Origin of the sequence: Microvirga arvi (assembly GCF_016892765.1) — a bacterium.
Classification (GTDB): domain Bacteria; phylum Pseudomonadota; class Alphaproteobacteria; order Rhizobiales; family Beijerinckiaceae; genus Microvirga; species Microvirga arvi.
Map to the genome: position 1 here is coordinate 159,768 of NZ_JAFEMD010000004.1, position 18,171 is coordinate 177,938.

An 18,171-nucleotide genomic window follows, 5' to 3' on the forward strand; every position below is an offset into this window, starting at 1 on the left:
GCGCTGCCTGTACCATCAGGCAGCGCCTTCTCGTCTGGCCGGACCCTTGAACGGAGCTTCCATGGTGCCGCTTCTTTCCATGCAAGGCATCGACAAGCGCTTCGCCGGCATACCGGCCCTGCGCACGGCCGAGCTCGTGGTGGAGAAGGGCGAGGTTCACGCGCTGATCGGCCAGAACGGTGCCGGCAAGTCGACCATGATCAAGATCCTGACGGGCTATTACCGGAAGGATGCGGGCGAGATCCTGTTCGATGGCAGGCCGGTGGAATTCTCTTCACCTCAGGAAGCGCAGCGCTCCGGCATCAGCACGATCTACCAGGAAATCAACCTGGTTCCCTTCAGGTCCGTGACGGAAAACATCTGCCTCGGCCGGGAGAAGCGCCGCTTCGGTCTGCTCGACTGGTCCGCCATGCATGAGGAGGCGCGCACCCTCCTCGCCCGCTTCAGTATCGACATCGACGTACGCCGCCCGCTCATGGCTTACCCGACCGCCGTACAGCAGATGGTTGCCATTGCCCGCGCGATCGGGTTCGACGCCAAGCTCGTCATCATGGACGAGCCGACTTCCTCCCTCGACGAGCGCGAGGTCGAGGTGCTGTTCGGCGTAATCCGTCAGCTTAAGGCTTCCGGCGTTTCGGTCATCTTCGTGAGCCATAAGCTCGACGAGCTCTACGCCGTCTGCGACCGTGTCACCATCATGCGTGACGGCCGCACCGTGCCGGTCGCACCGATGGCCCAGCTGTCGCGGCTCGACCTCGTCACCTCCATGCTCGGGCGCGAACTCACACAGGTCCTTCACGAAGGTCATGATGCGGGCAATGCACGGGATGATGTCCGCGAGCCGGTTCTGAAGGTCAGTCATCTCGCCATCGGCCGCAAAGTCCGCGACGTCAGTTTCGACGTGCACCCCAGCGAGATCGTGGGCCTCGCCGGCCTTCTCGGTGCAGGCCGGACGGAATCCGTGCGCGCCGTCTTCGGAGCCGATAAGCCGGATGCGGGAACCATCGGTTTCGCGGGGACGGAGAACACGATTTCCGCTCCTCTGGACGCCATTCGAGCCGGCATGGGTTTTTGCTCGGAGGATCGAAAGCTCGAGGGCATCATTCCCGATATGTCGGTGCGCGAGAACCTGACGCTGGCGCTCATGCCGCAGCTGGCGCGGCGCGGCATCGTGGATGAGGCACGAAGCCGGGAGGTTGTCGACCGTTTCATCAGGCGTCTCGGGATCCGCTGCACTGGGCCCGAACAGCGCATCCGGGAACTCTCCGGCGGCAATCAGCAGAAAGTGCTCCTGGCCCGCTGGCTCTGCATGAGTCCCAAGCTGCTCATCCTCGATGAGCCGACCCGCGGCATCGATGTCGGCGCCAAGGCCGAGATCCTCAGCCTGATCAGGGAGCTTGCCGGTCAGGGTCTTGCTGTTCTGATGATCTCCTCCGAGCTGGAGGAGGTGGTGGAGGCGGCAAGCCGCATCTTCGTCCTCCGCGATGGCCACACGGCTGCGGAGTTGAAGGGCGATGCCGTGAATGAACAGACGGTCATGGCAGCCATGGCGCATGGGCATGAGGAAGCCCAGGAGGCCGCCCATGGCTGAATCCGCGACCACGCTGCCTCCCGCGCATAGGACGTCCCGCCTGGACATCGGGAGCCTGCTCACGCGCCATGGAGCCTGGATCGCCCTGGCGCTGTTGATCCTGGTCAACCTCGCCATCACGCCGAACTTCGCGACCTGGCAGACCCTCAACGTCAACCTCACGCAGGTCTGCGCCATCGTGATCGTCGGCGTCGGGATGACCCTGGTCATCGCCACCGGCGGCATCGATCTCTCGGTCGGTGCGCTCATGGCGATTGCCGGGTCGCTGGCGCCGCTGATTTTCCTCGGGAAGCTCTTTCCACTGCCTCATCCGGCCGTCGGCATCGCCCTGGCTTTCGTGGTGCCTGTTGTCGTTGCGGCAGCATTCGGCTGGTTCAACGGCTGGCTGGTGACGCGCCTGCGGATCCAGCCGATCATCGCAACCTTGGTGCTCTTCATCGCAGGGCGGGGCATCGCGCAGGTCCTCACGAATGGCAATCTGCAGGTATTCAACCTGCCGAACTTCCAATTCATCGGTCTCGGGCGTGTCTTCGGCATTCCCTTCCAGGCTGTTCTGATGATCGTCATCGTCGCTGCGGCGGCCTGGATGCTGAGGCGCACCGTATTTGGCCGGCAGATCCTCGCTATCGGCGGCAACGAGAAAGCGGCCCGGCTCTCCGGTATTCCCGTGACTTCCGTGAAGCAGCGCGTCTACCTGATCAGCGGGCTTCTCTCCGGCATCGCGGGGCTCATCGTCATCGCCCGCAATTCCGCCGCCGACGCCAATCTCGTCGGCCTCGGGATGGAGCTCGACGCCATTGCTGCGGTGGCCGTCGGCGGCACCCTTCTGACCGGAGGCCGGGCCACGGTGATCGGCACATTGGTCGGCGCCCTCATCATTCAGCTTGTCCGCTATACGCTGCTGGCCAACGGGGTCCCGGATGCGGCCGCCCTCGTGGCCAAGGCCGGCATCATCGTGCTGGCCGTCTGGCTGCAGCGGCAGAGCCATCGCTGAGGTCGCCGATGAACAATACCACGCTCAAACTGTTTCAGGGCATCGGGCGCTACGGCGTGCTCCTCGCGCTTCTTGCCCTGATCCTGTTCGGCTGGCTGCGCTACGAGAACTTCCTTGGCACGTTCAACGTGCTCTCGGTGCTTCGCTACAACAGCATGTTCGCGCTGGTGGCGCTCGGGATGTGCTTCGTCATCATCACCGGCGGCATCGATCTCTCGGTAGGGTCGACGGCAGCCCTCGGCAGTGTCGTCGCCGCCCTGCTCTCCCCCTATGGCGTCGTGCCCGGACTGCTCGGAGGGCTGGCGGCGGGGCTGGCGGTCGGCGCCTGCAATGCCTTCATCATCACACGTCTCAACATCCTGCCCTTCATCGCCACCCTGGCGACGATGCTGGCGGCGAGCGGCTGCGCGCTGCTTCTGGCCGGAAACCAGTCCGTCTCCGTGTCGTATGAATCGGGCTTCGTCGAACTCGGTCAGGGCGATTTCCTAGGCTTTCCCATTCCGGCGTGGATTGCCCTGATCGCCTATCTTCTCGGCTCTCTTGTCCTCAACTTGACCTCGTTCGGGCGCACCGTGCTTGCAATCGGCGGCAACGAGGATGCGACCCGCCTCATGGGGTTGCCGGCTCAGCGGGTGAAGGCGCTTGTATACTTGGCGAGCGGCGGACTCGCCGGCCTTGCAGGCGTGATCCTCGCCGCGCAGTTCGGCGCAGGGCAGCCCATCGAGGGTGTCGGCTGGGAGTTGTTTGCCATCGCGGCTGTGGTCGTCGGCGGCACGCTCCTGACCGGCGGCGTCGGCTCCGTCGGCTCGACACTCGCCGGCGTGCTCCTCCTCGGCCTGATCTTCAACATCCTGAATTTCGAGAACGGCCTCGGCTGGATCAGCCTCTCAGCCTATTGGCAGTCGGTCATCCGCGGTGCTTTCCTGCTGCTCGTCGTCGCCATTCAGGCCCGGCTGAGCATGCGCGCGGAAGAGGCTGCCTGACGGCGACGCATTCCATCATCGAGAAGGACAATCATGCCCCGGATCACCTCCATCGAACCCGGCTTCTACCGCATCCCGCTGCCGACCGTCCTGACCGATTCCATGCATGGCGAGATGCGAGCCTTCGAGCTCAACACGGTGCGCATCCGCGATGCCGATGGTGCCGAGGGCGTCGGCTACACCTTCACGGTCGGTCGCAACGGTGCCGCCATCGACACGATCCTCGCCCGCGAACTGCCCGAGATCATGGACGGCGAAGAGGCCGACGAGATCGAGCGTCTCTGGCACAAGGCCTGGTGGGCTCTCCATTACGGTGGGCGCGGCGGGCCGACGGTCCTGGCGCTTTCCGCCTTCGACATGGCCCTGTGGGATCTCAAGGCCAAGCGCGCCAACCTCCCGCTCTGGAAGGCTCTCGGGGGCTTCGATTCCAAAGTGCCCTGCTATGCGGGCGGGATCGATCTCGAACTCCCCCTCGACAAGCTTCTGCGCCAGACCGACGACAATCTCGGAAAAGGGTTTCGCGCCATCAAGATGAAGGTCGGCCGCGCCAACCTGTTCGAGGATGTGGAGCGGGTGAAGGCCATGCGCGAGCACCTCGGCGCCAGCTTCCCCTTGATGGTCGACGCCAACATGAAGTGGAGCGTCGATGGCGCCATTCGTGCGGCGCGTGCTCTTCAGCCCTTCGACCTCACCTGGCTCGAGGAGCCAACCATCCCCGACGATCCGGCGGGTCATGCCCGCATCGTGCGGGAGGGTGGGCTGCCGATCGCGGCCGGCGAGAACCTGCGGACGCTCTGGGAGTTCAAGCTTTATGTGGCCGGCGGCGCGGTAACCTATCCGGAGCCCGACGTCACCAATTGCGGCGGGGTCACCCCCTTCATGAAGATCGCCCATCTGGCGGAGGCGTTCAATCTTCCGGTCACCAGCCATGGCGCCCACGACGTCACCGTGCATCTTCTCGCCGCCTGCCCGAACCGCTCCTACCTCGAAGCCCACGGCTTCGGTCTTGAGCGCTACATTGCCGAGCCCCTCACGATTCAGGATGGCTTCGCATTGGCGCCGGACCGTCCCGGTCACGGCATCGCCTTCGACTGGAAGGGCCTCGAAAAGATAAGGGCCTGAGGTATCGAAGTTCCTCCAGTGCACTTGAAGCAGGATGCAGGCATGAAAGAGCGTTTTGACCACATCGTCGTCGGCGGCGGCTCCTCGGGATCCGTGGCCGCCGCACGGCTCGTCAACGAAGGCAGGCGTGTGCTGCTGCTCGAGGGCGGCTATTCCCATCGCCATCCGCTTCTCGACATGCCGCCGGGCATCTTCAAGATGATCAATGGCAGCAAGTACATGCGGTATCATCATACGGTGCCGCAGGAGCACCTGGACGGCCGCGTGCACGACATCCCCCAGGCCAATGTCCTGGGTGGAGGCTCCTCGGTCAACGCGCAGGTCTACATGCGCGGCCGACCGTCCGATTACGACGAGTGGCACGAGATGCTGCATGGGGATAACGACTATCCGGGCTGGAGCTGGCCGGATGTTCTGCCCCACTTTCGCACCATGGAGGGCAACAACAGGTTCTACAACGAGCTGCACGGCGCGGACGGACCGCTCCTGGTGTCGGACCCAGGCCACATCAACGACATGTCGCGATGGTTCGTTCAGGCCATCCAGGCTCTTGGCGAACCCTTCAATCCGGACTTCAACGGCCCCAAGCAAAGGGGCGTCGGCTTCTATCAGTTCATGAACCGCCGTGGCCGACGCAGCAGCGCGGCCTATGCCTTTCTCGCCCCGCTCGCGGACAATCCGAACCTCGTCATCCGCCTCCAGTCGCGGGTACGAAAGATCGAGATCGAAAACGGACGCGCTATTGGTGTCACCTATCGGGACGCGAAGGGCATGGACCATCAGGTTTACGCGGATGGCGAGGTGATCATCGCATCCGGAGCCCTCGTCACGCCGCAGCTTCTCATGCTCTCGGGGATAGGCCCTGCCGACCAGCTGCGGAAGCACGGCATCGCCTGCATCGCCGACCTTCCCGGCATCGGCGAAAACCTGATCGACCACCCGGAGGTGCCGATCATTGCAAAGGCCAACGGGCCCTACGGCTACTACAAGCAGGGCGTCGGCTGGCGGATGCTCCTCAACGGCATCCATTTCCGCCTCTTCGGCTCAGGCCCGATCCTCTCGGCGGGTGTCGAGGCCGGCGCTTTCGTCAACCCGACCGACCCTGACGGCGAGCCGACGATCCAGGCGTTCTGTGTGCCGATCGTCTATCTGGACCGGGATACGCTCAACCTCGTCGAGGACACTTATGGCCTGACGATCACGACGGTCGTGGTCAAGCCCAAATCCCGCGGGTACGTTCGCCTGCGCTCCGCAGATCCGGATGACATGCCGCTGGTCTCACCCAATCTGCTGAGTCATCCCGACGACGCCCGGTCGATGATCGATGGTCAGCGCTTCTTCATCCGGGCCTTCCAGACCACGCCCCTGGCCGAGCGGATCGAGCGCGTCTCGATTCCTGATCCGAACGACCTCAGCGACGAGGCGATCATGAAGCATTGCCGCCGCTTCGTGAAAACGAACTATCACCCGAGCGGAACCTGCCGGATGGGCAGGGCGAGCGATCCCATGGCGGTTCTCGACTCGAGGCTTCGCCTCCGCGGCATCGAGAACCTGCGGGTCTGCGATCTCTCGGCCATGCCCAACATCAATGCGGGCAACACCAATGCGCCCGCCATGATGCTCGGAAGCCGTTGCGCGGAACTCATCACCGGCCGCCCGACCATCAGCACGTCCCAGTTCGGACCGCGCCTGTCCGAACACGGGGACATGAGCATCGCCACGATCAGCTGAGACAACAAGAACCGGGCCTTCGGCGCCCCGATCCTTTTCGGCGGCCACTCACCGCGGACAGCCTTGGCCATATTGTCGGCGACCGGTTTCCTCAGGTTCGAGAACACCGTGCGGCAGCCCGTTTTGGATCAGCCCCTCCACGGGCATGCCCGGGACCAGCTTGAGATCGCCGAGACGCTCCCGCTCTCGTCGCCGACCGTGAAAGCGGCACGCACCGAATGATGCTGCACGCCCGGGCGCCGATCCTTCAGCAGATCGGCCGCGATCATGCTCACCGTCCTTCTGTTCCGGCGTGGTCCGCTGGGTGAAGGCCGACAGGCGCAGAACTGGCCTCATAGGGCTCGCTGCCTTCCAGAGATGGACTATTGGCCTCTCGCACCTTTGCCGCCTCTTCATCATAGAGGAAAGGCAGGAAGGCATAACGCTGTCCAACGGTGACCTTCGATACGGCGTGCAGAAGCGGGCACGAGAACACCACGGCTCCGCCAACCGGCGCCTTGTAGCTGCGCGGGCCGTATTCCGGGAAGCTCACCTCGCCGCCTTCGAAATCGCTGTTCAGGTTGATCGAGACCGCGAAGCGGCGATGGGCCGTGCCCTTGGTGGTGTTGTCCCGGTGCGCCCGGAAATGCCCGCCGTCCTCCGCCGCATAGCAGGAGACGATGTAGCGCTCCATGCGGGTCGGCCTGAAGAAGTGCACCTTCTCGATCTCCGGGTTCACGCGCCGGATGATGCGCTGCTGGATCTGGCGCATCAGCGCCAGATCCTCGATGCTGTAGTCCTTGCGCCGCTTATGGTTCGGGTCGTGGGCTGTAACGGTCCTGCCGTCGACCTCGCGCATGAAGCCCGACTCCCGGCCGCCATGTTGTTCGTACAGGCCGATCAGGCGGCGGCAGAATTCAGGCTCGAACACGTTCGGGATGATCAGGATCGGGGCCGGGATCTCGAACCCGGCAAACCGCTCCGGCGGCGGCAGGCTGCCCAGGCAGGCGAACACCTGATCCATATCGCTGCCATCCGGCCGGAAGGGGAATACCGCCCGCACCCGCAGCGTCGGGTCGAGCACCATCCAAAGCCGCTGCACGGCGACGGGACCGCTTCCGGGCTGTGCGTTGACAGGCAATGCGCCATAGAGCCGCCCGACCGTGCCGTCGAAGTCCCAGAAGAAGCGCAGCCCCGGCAGGCTCTCGCGCACCCGCCCCGCGCTTTCGTCCTTGGGATCCATGCTGACCCCGAAGAAGGAGGCATGCTTATCGTCGAACAAGGCACGATGCCTCACGACAGCATCCAAGGCCGCCCGGCTGCGAGGATCGGCGCTGCTGGCGAAGAAGCAGAGCACCACGTAGCGGCCCGCCACCATGTCGAAGGAATACCGCGGGTTGCTGGGGGATCGTTGCTTGAACCAGGGGGCCGGATCGCCCGGCCCGAGATTGACGTAGGTCTCAGGCGTGCTGGTTATCTGGTTCATGAACGGTTGCCCCATCTATGATTGACAGATTGTTAGCCCGGTCGAGGGAGCTTCTGAAAGGGACGAAAGTCTGACACCAATTTGGAAATTAGCCGCGCAATTCCGCGTAGCGCCCGGTCTGGAACCGCTCCGGAGCCGCTAGGGAAGGTCCCCCTCGCCGTTCCAGGGTACCTGTACCGGGCGCGTCGCGTATCAGCCGATCATCACCATCGCCGCCACGCGTGGAGATCGCCTTGGCTGAGAGCCCCTACCTCTCGGCTGGGGGGTTTTATTATGGCCGCAGGCAGACGTGCGAGCGATCTCTGACCGAGCCAAGCCTCACGCCAGCTTCGATGCCTAAAGGGATGAGGTCGAAGCGCCGCGACCTTTGCTGCCCTGCAGGGCTCCGCGAGCGCCCAGGCTTCTAACTCTAGGCCACTGGACGCAGTGGCCTTTTTCTTTGGAGTCCCACGGGAGCCTCACGCGAAACCGGCCCCACGATTTCCCATCGGCCGTTGGATGGAATTCATCATCAGCGACGAGGCGCCAAGACTGCCGGAGGCAGAGGGAGCTGCCTCCGGCGGTCCGACCGCACATACAAGGATCAACACGCAGCGGTCATCCCCACAGTAGGGGGCAGCAAAAAGGTTGAGATCTGTCTTTGGTCCGACAATCGCCCCAACCTTGGTCCATGGTGCCTGATTGCGGCGCAGGTTCGCGCAACAGCCAGTGCGGAATGAGGTGAACGTCGATCCTCTGCGCTGCCTCAGATCGCCATGATCAACACGGCATGGAACACAAAGCCGACGAGCAAGCCATCCAGGGCAAGCTTGAACATGGTACGCCTCTTCGATCCGACAGGCTCTTCGGCCATTTGACAACCTGGACCCAGGGTCCTGGTGTTATAACTAACGGGAAGCTACAACCTGCGGGAAGTTGCCATCCGGATACTGACGCTCAGCAATAGTATTAGGCATTTGGTCCATGCCATAGGAGCCATCTGGCGATATGATCCGGTGTCCGCGAACGCCGCAGATGTGGAATGTTCTGCCATCCTCAGCATGGAACGCCCTGTTTCAGCGGGGAGCAATCTCACGCCATCGGTGGATCACATGGCGTGTCGCAACGTCGAATGCCCAGAAATGTCCCTGGAAGGGTTGATCCGCGATCCGACTGATCGGCACTCCGAAGATACTTGCAGATCAGCAGCGTCCCAACCCCGCCATGCGCGACAACCGCGATGCCCTCACCTGAAAAATCCTGAAGGACCTCATCCACGGCGGCTGCCACTCTGGCTTGGGCGTCAACCGCGCGCTCCCATCCCTGCACGCTCTCTTCCGGTCTCGCGAAGAATGCATCCGCCATTCGGTCAAAGTCGGAGGGCGGAAGAAACCCGGTGGCACTGCGGTCATTCTCGTGCAGCCCATGATGAACGCCGACAGGAAGTCCGAAGTGGCCCGCCAGGATCCCGGCCGCTTCGATCGCCTTGGTTTCGGCGCTCGCCCAGACGGCAGAGGGTTGGCCTCCATCGTACAAAGCAGCAAAAGCCCGCATGCGATGGATACCCCCATCCGACAGGTGCCACCGGGGAACGGGTGTGCTGGGGTCAACCACAACTTCAGGGTGGGTGAGCAGCACCACAATGCGGAGGCGGTGTTTCGGATAGCCAAGGCAAAACGCGGCTCCCATAGCGGCAAAGGCGGTAAACCGCTCCAGACTGACCGGTGCCGCAGTGACGGGCCGAAACTCGATCGGCGCAATTGTAAACACCGCAACGGGAGGACGAGCAGCCAGGCCACCCAGCGGAAGAAGACTTTCAGTGTCATGGTGAGCGGTTTAGCGGATTGCGCCAGACCTATGTATGGCTCTTTTGGGCTTCCGGTGCCCGTATAAGGGCGACGAATTCCTCATAAAGCCGCTTTATGGGATGGGCCGAAAGCGTTCCGCAGGTGCAAGTTCCTCTCCAACATCCCTTGCAAAATCAGTGAAGGCGCCCGGAAATCCTATGACTCATAGGCCGGTCTCAATTGAGACGCCGTTGCAATGCGTTTGCGACCGTCCTGAGGGGCTTGGATGCGGGACTGGCATCTGCCCTCCGATGGCTGTAGCTTGAATACAACCTCCCAGACCTCGCCCGTCGTGTCATCGCATACTGTGATGAGGCTGAAGAAACCCAAGTCGCTGGGTCTGGCCTCAGGATTGAAGAGAACGCGGTCACCTGGGTTGAACGTGTGCGGCATCGCTCGATCCCATTCCATGGACGTTCGGAGAAGGGGTGTTGCCGGAACGGGAGCTTTTCGTGGACAGGGGGCGAGAACCGCAGCTTCTCGCCCCCTGTGCGCCTGTTCAGAGCGATGGGGGCAGCGCACCGCCAGGCCAAGGAACCATAGCTGGCTCCGGATTTCTCTGCACCAGGGCAAGGGCCGTACCCCGGCGGAGCATGGCTGCTCTCCTCAGAGCGGCTACGCAGAGGACTGTCGATTCGCTGGCTCGCCTTCGTATGTTTGAGGGATTTCAAGCGCCTTGAGTCTATGGCTGGGCGGATCACAGAGCCCGCGGCCGAAGGACTGGATTGCCTCATCAACACCAGGGTAGCCATTCCAGCCCTGGACAAGTCCGTACAGCGGGGCGCAGGCTCCAAGCCTCCGTGTCTGCCTTGATGGAAAGACGCCGCTCTTGGGCTGCCGCAGGCCGGTCACCACCCGAATTCGCAGCAAGGTTCACTCTGGCAGAGCAGGCGGTTCTGGTCGTGGTGGCGGTCGAGGTGAGCGAACGGGCGCAGCAGCCCGACCGTCGCCGACCTCGCCGCGCTCGCGAGCGTCTCCGGGACCACGGTCAGAAACGCGCTCCGGGAGTGTGGAGCGCTTGGACTGGTCCGCTTTGATCGGAGGCGGCGGAGCCCTTGGATCAACCAACCAAACGAGATCCGGATCCTGTCAAAGGAATGCCGGTCATGGCTCCGGCCGCGAACGGGTGCAGATTCGCACATCGCACGGATCGAAAGGCTAGGAGAGGAAGGGAAAGCGGCATTCTCCCGTTGGCCTTTGAGCCTGAATCAAGATCCCAAAACGCTCGAAAGAGACCGGAAGGGGCTTTTCGGCAGGGCCGGCATGGGAGACGCTGGGACGAGACCAACAAGATTCGCGGGGCAGGGAATGACAGCGACCCGAGACCACGACGTCGAAGCGTTGGCGCGTGAGATGCTGCGCCAGACGATCCTCAAGTCAGGCTGGGACCCGGCCTTAAAGGGCGAGGAACGCCAGAGGCGCATCAACCGGGACGTGGATCTCCATTGGCACCTGATGCTGTCGGAGGCGCAAAAGCGGCTGGGGCAGCGCCAGGAGTTGGATGCCTGACGTTCTCCGATCTCCCATCAAGCACCACCTGGTTATGCACCGGATCAATCCGGAGCGGAGCATTCAGTACTTCCATAGCCTCATGATTGAACGGGATCTGTTTGGGACCATCCGCCTCGTGCGCCGCTGCGGCCCGATCGGCGCCGACGGTCAGGAGGAGGTTGAGGAGTTCGCAGCCAAGGTCGAGGCGGGCCATGCCCCCGTTTGCGCCAGCGCTAAGCGACGGCAGGGCCATCGGGATTTGTGAGGCAGTTTAACAGCCTGGCGTTCACACTTTTGCCTTAAAACGCCAGCCGTTGTGAGTAGTACTTTAGGTTGCATGCTGGCTCGAAGGGGAGTCCCATGGGTGCAAATCCTGACCGTATGACCGACCACAAGGAAGCGGTGCGCCTCTCGCGGGCACACTGGCGCCTCCCTGTCGGGGTGATCTTCCTGGGCTCGCTGCTCCTGACCGGCGTGGCTTCAGCCGGGTCGATGATATGGAGCCTCGGCCCAGTCCATCTGATCCCCTAGCGGTCGCCCCCTTCAGCAGGTGCCGTTCACTCTCTCGTGCCGAGCGAGCGCCCTTCTTGGACGTACCCGAAAGCAAGCCTCGCAGTTTTCCGGTGCGGGTGAGAGGAACGACCAAGCCGGGCAGAAGCAGTTGCCGTTCCGCTATCGCGGGCCATAAAGGGCTCCGCTTTACGGGGGGCGCCTCAATCGGGAAAACCGCAGCCGAATACAGAAAACACGCCGAGGAATGCCGGGTCCTCGCCAAGCAGGTCCCGGAGGGGGAGCATCGCGAACAGCTTCTGGAGATGGCGAGAACCTGGGACAACCTGGCCAGGGACCGGGAGCAGCTGGTCCGGAACCATCCCGAACTCGACAGCTCGAAAAACCCGACCAGGGCTCAGGCGCCATCGAAGGAGCGGAAGCGGCCGCAGGGAACGATGAGCAGCTGGTGCTCAGTCGTGGCCGAGGAGGAGATAGGCCAGCAGGGCGAGGAGCACCACATTCAGCAGGACGACCAGGAGCAGAGTAACCAGCATGGTCCGGTCATGCCGGGCGAGCCGGTCGTTGATCGCCTCCAGCTTCTGGTGTTTGGCGAGCCCGTCGCGGTTTTGGGGCTTCACGGGGTCTCCTTCAGGTGAACCCCGCCATCCAGCCTCGCGTCTTGAATAACATTCGGCCGGATGGCCTATGCTGCCGCACCAGCGCACGTCGAACTGACCGCACAATTTCACATAAGCCTCAGTATCGAACCTGTTCCGAACTGTTCGGAGTGTATTCGCGGCGACTTTTGAAACGCTGTCGCGTCTATCCAGTAAAACTGCCCTCCGGCAGGCCCTGGAAGAGGCGTGAATACGGGCGAACGCTTTGGCCAAAAAAGGGGGAGAGGATGGGGTTCGGGGGATGTTGAACATCCTCTCCCCGCTCAGCTCAGTTCAAGGGGCAACATTGGAATTTAAAGCCAAGCTTGAAGACCATAGCCCGGTTCGGGCCACCTGTGTTCAGAGCAATGGCCGTACCCCACGGGAGATCACTTTATTCCTAAAGTGCCGCGACTTTTCAGCTCGGCCCGAGAAAAGCCCCTCACGGTGGGGTGTGAGGGGCTCGGAAGGGGCGAAGACCAAGGGGCAACTGGGGTCTTCGTACCGGGTCAATGCAGCCTGCCCCGCTTCGTTCCCGGCAACACGTCTGGATGGTTTGCAAAGGCCGAATGGTGCGTAGCCGGTCGCCGCCTAAAAGGGTTGTTCGTAAGGATGCGGAGGAAGGCTGGGAACTGAGCTCGTCCCCGGCCTCCCCATCTGGTCCCGAACGCCAGTTGAAGCCGCCGTATCCCCAGGCAGGCATAGCTGGCTCTGCATGGTCCTAAATCAGGATCGTGCCCTACCCTTTGGGCGAATTATTCTCCTGCCCACCCGAGCGGTTCCGCGGAGGAGTACAAACCCTCGCATGGACAGGCCAACGAGCGGGCTGTAAATCCGCAGGTCATGCTTCATCGGTGATGACGGCACGGAGGGGCAAGTCAAAGCTTCCCGTGGAGGCGACGACCGCCGTTCGGGGTTTGGCTCCTTATTCCGCCTTCTTCGGGGATGGTTCGGAGAGGAGTTGCAGGTTGTCCAATCCGACCCAGCCGATGCCCGGCTGGGAGCATGGCACCAGATAGGCCCGATCCTCCCGCAGTTCCTTGATCCGGCAGTGGATTGCGCGTCTGTCCCCGGGCGGGCGGTACACCACGGTTGCTTCGACCCGGAGGGTGTCCCTGGAAGGCAGGTCTGGTCTCTCGCCAGCTAAGGGAGCTTCCGAGGCTGATCCTTTAGATGGGTTGGCCCCCTCCCTCCGGGCTCTCAGGCGCTCCAAGGCGGCAATCGCCACCCGGGCACGATCCCTGTAGCGTTCGCCCACTCCCCTCAGCAGCGATCCCTGTGTGCGTCCCGGATACCACGCTACGCCACCAACCTTTGCAAGCTCTGCTGCAACGGCCTCGATCTCCTCGTCCGTCATGCTGTCCCCCAACAGCCCGATGCCGGGAATCACTATCGCCTAAGATTAGCTCACTGAGCTATCACAAATTCGGCATTCGGGAGGCACCGGTATCGACGGCAACGTTTATACTTAAAGATCCTTTAGGGCGCCGCGCCGCTTGGGTCTCAAAGCCGGACCTTGGTTCTTGCGGATCAGAGGGAATCAGGACACCAAATGGTGCGACACCGTCGTGGTCCCTCCGTGGCAGAACGTCATGCGGCTCGGTGAATTCGACCGGAGGAGCAGGGTGCACAGAGGTGTCCTGATCCGTGTAGCCTGCGATCCCCGCCCGTGCGCCTGCCTGATCAAGGCCTCCGGCGGGGTGAGGCTGGTGTCGGCCATGGCACGCGCTACAGCAAGGCAGAACGCCTCCCCCACGGCCATCGAACACCGGACGCGAAGGGGCGCAAGCCCGGCCGAACGGCTTCTCGCGCCCTCGCCACCAGGGCGCCATGCGGACCTCACCATCCCGCCAGCGTACCCATCCGGCAGTGCCTTTTGGTGTGCGGATCCCTGCGGGGAGGACATGCGGCCGGTCGCGTGATCAGCGTCCAGGCCGTGGATCCGCTCACTCCTGCCGGACGAAGCGGGGCAGCGGGGGCGATGCCGGGGTCTTCGGCCTGCTGAACTGGCGCGGATCGACCACCTCATAAGCTTGCGCGCCTGGGTCCGGGCGCGGCGCGAACAGCCCGGCGTCCGGCCCGGCCGTCCGGTGGCCGCGTGCCGGGAGCGCACCACAGAACCGGCGGCACCAGTCCATGAGCCCAAGGGCCAGGGCCGGATGCGCCGGCACAGATGCTTCCTGGTCCGGAGGATCCACGCGGCCCCGCAGCACCCATGTCGGTTCCTCCGATGGCCGCTGCACCGCCGCCCAGCCCACTTGGACGTCCTGCCGTTTGACCGGCGAGCGGTCATCCTGACGCTCCATGACGGTTCGCCGGCTGAAGCTGACGGCGGGATGGCTGCCGTCGAGGACCGGAACGGCCGTGCGGTCACGCGCGGAGGTCACGCTCACCTGCACGCCTTTCATCACCGGAGCATACCGAAGCGCCTTCGGGTCCGGGGGCTCGGCGAAGCTGATGACACAGCGGCGGAACAGCTTTTCGCACTCGTCCTGCCGGTTGAACACCGGCGCGCCGTCGAAATACTCGGCCTCGGCGTTGGCGAAGGCGTTGAGGCACTCTTCCACAGACAGAAGGCCGCTGGCTTGGCAGCTCCGGCTCGTGACATAGAACGCGGTGCGTGGTTCAGCCTGGAGCGGGGGCGGGAGGAGCATGAGCCCGGACAGCGCGGCAACCGCCTGGAGGACGCAAGCCGGCGAGCGTCGCATGATGATCCTCCTCACCAGGGCCTGGGCAAAGATCATGGCGAAAGGCTGACCCGTCCACCGGGTCGCTCACGCCGCACGCCCGGACCCTCTTCCCTGTCCTCAGGAGATCTGTGCAACGTCGATCTGACCTGTGTCAAGCTGATCGCCTGGCGGTGCAAGGCTCCATCGGGGACGCCATCATCCGCAACGAAAGCGTTGCTCCGCTTGGCCAGGGAGGGTCGCTGTCGTTAACGAAGTCATCGTCCCGTTTCTCGCCCGGCTCGTCGGGTTCTCCTCCCGGGAAGGAGCGCCCATCAGACTGAACATAGGTTCCCGCGCCGCCTCCGCTTCCGCCGCCATAGCGGCATCATCGGGAGGGTCGATTTCATCATCCGCGATGTCGGGGATGTACCCTCCGCCTGCGGCGTTCACTCCAACATTCGGCAGGAGATGATCCGCTCGCTGTCCTCCGCGGCGCGGATGAACCGCTCCGGGTTTTCGTCTGCCTGGATGTCGGACACCATTCCCGCCTGGCACAGCGGGTTAAAAGGAGAAGCGGCAGGGCCCATTCGCAATCGTCCCAGTCACGACCACGATCTTGGGCGGACGCTTCTTTAGGCCGCGCCTGCCGTGGCGCGACCGCATCTGCCCGATCATGGCCAAAGCGCCCCGGCCCGAAGCCGGAATGCCGACCCGATCCGACGAAGCCCACGCCTCGTCGGGATCCTACGTCGTGAGCAGGATGGTCGTGCCCCTGATCCGCAGATCCCGCAGCGTTCGATGAAGCGGGAGGTGAGCCTCCGCATCGACCCTGACCAAGCGCTCGTCGAGTAGGGCCGCCGCAGTATACCCTCCCCGCTGTGGTCACCGCCGGCGTGATGGCGGACGAGACCGGTCCGCACCTCGATCCGGGCCGCAGCCATGACCCTCAGCACCCTGCCGGGGATCCCAGCTCTGTCGGAGACCTGCGATCCTGCCCATGAACCCCAGGTTTTCCCGAACCGAGAGGCGTGGGCGGAGGACGATCTCTCTCGGGCAATCGGCACCGGATGATCGATCCGCCTGGACTCCATGCCACCCCATCCGACCATCGGCACCACTTGAATATTATCCTAGTAACGGACGAGGGGGGCCTCTGTCCCCCCGTTACTCCTAGACTTTGAAACGTTTTTCCAAGCGAGCCTAAAGCTTTTCCGAGCTTGGCTGGTAACGCTTTTCCAAGGGTCTGAATCGCTTTTCCGAGGTTATGAATCGTTTTTCCGGCCTGCGAAACGGCAGGTTGACGGCTGGCTCCCGGTGCCTCGGCTGCCCCCGGAAGCAGCCAGCCCGACACCGGGGACTGCTGCCATTCCGACTTTGCCGGCATAAAGACTTCCCACTTTGCGGCGTACCGCCATGGCGTGTCATACCCCGCCCTCGCGTCCCAGGAACCGGTGGCCTCGTGCCCAAAGCCCTCCATGCAGGCAAGTCCGGATTGGAACCTGGAGGCTCGCCGGACCGGAACCTGCGGCGACGCGGCGCGAAGAACGCGCTCTCAAATCGCGTTCGGCTATATCAGGAGGATCGGCGCGATGCTTGACGACCGGCCGACAGGGAAAGCCTGCGCCGGATGGGTCGCAACGGGCGGCTGGTGACACATGCGAGCGTGGGGCAATCGCAAGGTCAAGATGACCCGGGCCCGGCGGCGGAACAGCACCCGGAGCGGCGGTGCCACATCTTCAAGCCAGGGTGGCATCTGCCGCGGCCGGTGGCTCCGCATATGACGTGACATCCGCGCGGGAAGCGGCCGGATCGGAACAGCTGCGGCCCATCCGGCAGAAACCACGTGCGTTCGCCAGACCCGGTTGGCGCATTGAACAGCCGGTGGAGATCCACCTGAGAGTGAGCGCTCCGCGGCGGCAACGGCCGCGCCGCGTACGACGGGGGCACGATGGCGCTCCCCATCGGGGCCGTGGCTCAGGCCCTCCTCGGACCCATTTGGCTGATCCTTCGAGGAGGATCCGCTCCGCCGGCGAGACTCGCCCCCGGCAATTCCATGCCCAGCGATAGGCTGACAGGCCAAGAGGAAGGAATCCGCCCTGCTCCATTATCCTCGGGATTGTCCTTCTTCGTCGGGCTTCGGGACCATCCCGCTCGTGGTAGCCATGACGGGCCAAGCCACAGCTTACGGATCAATCCGGCCCGGGCGGGAACGGCGACGGGCTGCCGCGACCGGCCTGCGTCACCGACCGGGTCCCGCGTCCACTTCCTGCCAGGCGTCAGGCCCCGAATTGTTCCCAAGCACCAGCCGGCTCGCATTCGTCAGCGACGGCACGGCGATGTCGGCCGTGAGCGTGAAAGGATCCCGCTCGGTCCTCCCTGACACAAGAATTCCCTCCGCTGTCAGCGCCTTGCGCTTCTCGGCCAGACCGACCTGGTAGGATTCGATCGGGTTGGGCCGCAGGGTCGAGCCCCGGTGCAGGATCGTCCAAGGCCCGACGCGGGAGCACTCGGCGCGGATGCCGTCCCGCTCGATCCGGTAACGCTGGACATTCGATCCGTCGAGCAGCTCATGCGGGACAGCCACCGAAAAGCCCGTCGTCGGACCGGATCGGCAGAGTTCCGCGGCGCTCACCGGCTCCAGGCCATGGAAGCCGCAGCCGATCAGGAGCAGGCGCAGGTCGGCCATCCAGCGGCGCAGCAGCGCGCGCTGGCCCGGTTGAACCGGCACGGAGGGATGGCCCGTCCCCTGGATGACGGTGCAACGCCCGGCAGCGGCGATGCCAGCCGCCAGGGCAGATTGCAACAACATCACCTCATCTTTTCCGAAGTAAGGATCCTGGGAGCGGATGATAATTACCTGTTCGACCCCTTCGAACGGCGGGGCGCCATCATGAGCCAGGAGTCGCCTGGGCGCAAAGACGGTCTCGCCTGCCCTGGCGGTGTCGGGATCGACGTGGAGGTAGGCTGCCGGCCCGTGCATCTCCGACAGGCCGACAAGGCTCCTCACGTTGTCGACGAGGCAGGTGCCCAGGACCAGCGGGGTCACCGGCGAGGTGACGATGCGCACGTCGAACGGCAGACCGGCCGGATGCCGGATGTTGCTGCAGAAGCCCTCGGAGATGGCGGGGTGGGATGAGGTCGGGATGATCAT

General features: G+C 63.8%; 13 protein-coding genes and 1 pseudogene. 8 read left to right on the plus strand and 6 right to left on the minus strand.

The window, feature by feature from the left end; translation table 11 throughout:
* Nucleotides 1-61 precede the first annotated feature (61 nt).
* Genes ILT44_RS04120 through ILT44_RS04140 form a run of 5 tightly spaced genes read left to right on the plus strand, consistent with a single transcriptional unit; the run spans nt 62 to nt 6,421 of the window.
* Nucleotides 62-1,591, plus strand: coding sequence for a sugar ABC transporter ATP-binding protein (locus tag ILT44_RS04120; RefSeq protein WP_204238303.1), 1,530 nt, complete (start codon nt 62-64; stop codon nt 1,589-1,591).
* The gene (locus ILT44_RS04125; protein ID WP_204238304.1) at nt 1,584-2,585 is read left to right on the plus strand and encodes an ABC transporter permease; all 1,002 of its coding nucleotides are present in this window, start codon (nt 1,584-1,586) and stop codon (nt 2,583-2,585) included. The genes ILT44_RS04120 and ILT44_RS04125 overlap by 8 nt, the downstream gene beginning before the upstream one ends.
* A gap of 8 nt (nt 2,586-2,593) precedes the next feature.
* On the plus strand, nt 2,594-3,568 hold the full coding sequence (locus ILT44_RS04130) for an ABC transporter permease (protein ID WP_204238305.1): 975 nt from the start codon (nt 2,594-2,596) through the stop codon (nt 3,566-3,568).
* Between the two features lie 33 nt (nt 3,569-3,601).
* Nucleotides 3,602-4,690, plus strand: a complete 1,089-nt coding sequence (locus tag ILT44_RS04135; protein WP_204238306.1) for a mandelate racemase/muconate lactonizing enzyme family protein — start codon at nt 3,602-3,604, stop codon at nt 4,688-4,690.
* 42 nt (nt 4,691-4,732) lie between these two features.
* A complete protein-coding gene (locus tag ILT44_RS04140; RefSeq protein WP_204238307.1) occupies nt 4,733-6,421 on the plus strand; it encodes a GMC family oxidoreductase in 1,689 nt (562 codons plus the stop codon).
* Nucleotides 6,422-6,692: 271 nt separating this feature from the next.
* On the opposite strand, the gene ILT44_RS04145 is transcribed toward ILT44_RS04140, so the two are convergent.
* Nucleotides 6,693-7,886 carry a 2OG-Fe(II) oxygenase gene (locus ILT44_RS04145; protein WP_204238308.1) on the minus strand — a complete coding sequence of 398 codons (1,194 nt, stop codon included), beginning with the start codon at nt 7,884-7,886 and terminating at the stop codon, nt 6,693-6,695.
* 1,055 nt (nt 7,887-8,941) lie between these two features.
* Nucleotides 8,942-9,554: pseudogene (locus tag ILT44_RS04150) on the minus strand (histidine phosphatase family protein).
* A gap of 1,466 nt (nt 9,555-11,020) precedes the next feature.
* Between ILT44_RS04150 and ILT44_RS04155 the strand changes: the two are divergent.
* The 3 genes from ILT44_RS04155 (at nt 11,021) to ILT44_RS04165 (ending at nt 11,734) form a co-directional block, all read left to right on the plus strand.
* Nucleotides 11,021-11,221: a hypothetical protein gene (locus ILT44_RS04155; protein WP_204238310.1), complete on the plus strand. Its 201-nt coding sequence runs from the start codon at nt 11,021-11,023 to the stop codon at nt 11,219-11,221.
* Nucleotides 11,214-11,468, plus strand: a complete 255-nt coding sequence (locus tag ILT44_RS04160) for a WGR domain-containing protein (protein ID WP_204238311.1) — start codon at nt 11,214-11,216, stop codon at nt 11,466-11,468. Before ILT44_RS04155 ends, ILT44_RS04160 begins: the two co-directional genes overlap by 8 nt.
* Nucleotides 11,469-11,563: 95 nt before the next feature.
* A complete protein-coding gene (locus tag ILT44_RS04165; RefSeq protein ID WP_204238312.1) occupies nt 11,564-11,734 on the plus strand; it encodes a hypothetical protein in 171 nt (56 codons plus the stop codon).
* A gap of 431 nt (nt 11,735-12,165) precedes the next feature.
* On the opposite strand, the gene ILT44_RS04170 is transcribed toward ILT44_RS04165, so the two are convergent.
* The 4 genes from ILT44_RS04170 to ILT44_RS04185 form a co-directional block, all read right to left on the minus strand.
* A complete protein-coding gene (locus tag ILT44_RS04170; protein WP_204238313.1) occupies nt 12,166-12,333 on the minus strand; it encodes a hypothetical protein in 168 nt (55 codons plus the stop codon).
* Nucleotides 12,334-13,276: 943 nt separating this feature from the next.
* Nucleotides 13,277-13,708, minus strand: a complete 432-nt coding sequence (locus ILT44_RS04175) for a hypothetical protein (protein ID WP_204238314.1) — start codon at nt 13,706-13,708, stop codon at nt 13,277-13,279.
* A gap of 589 nt (nt 13,709-14,297) precedes the next feature.
* A complete protein-coding gene (locus ILT44_RS04180) occupies nt 14,298-15,059 on the minus strand; it encodes a DUF1190 domain-containing protein (RefSeq protein ID WP_204238315.1) in 762 nt (253 codons plus the stop codon).
* A gap of 2,200 nt (nt 15,060-17,259) precedes the next feature.
* Nucleotides 17,260-18,171 (minus strand): hypothetical protein, encoded by a 912-nt coding sequence (locus ILT44_RS04185; RefSeq protein ID WP_204238316.1) that lies wholly within the window; start codon nt 18,169-18,171, stop codon nt 17,260-17,262.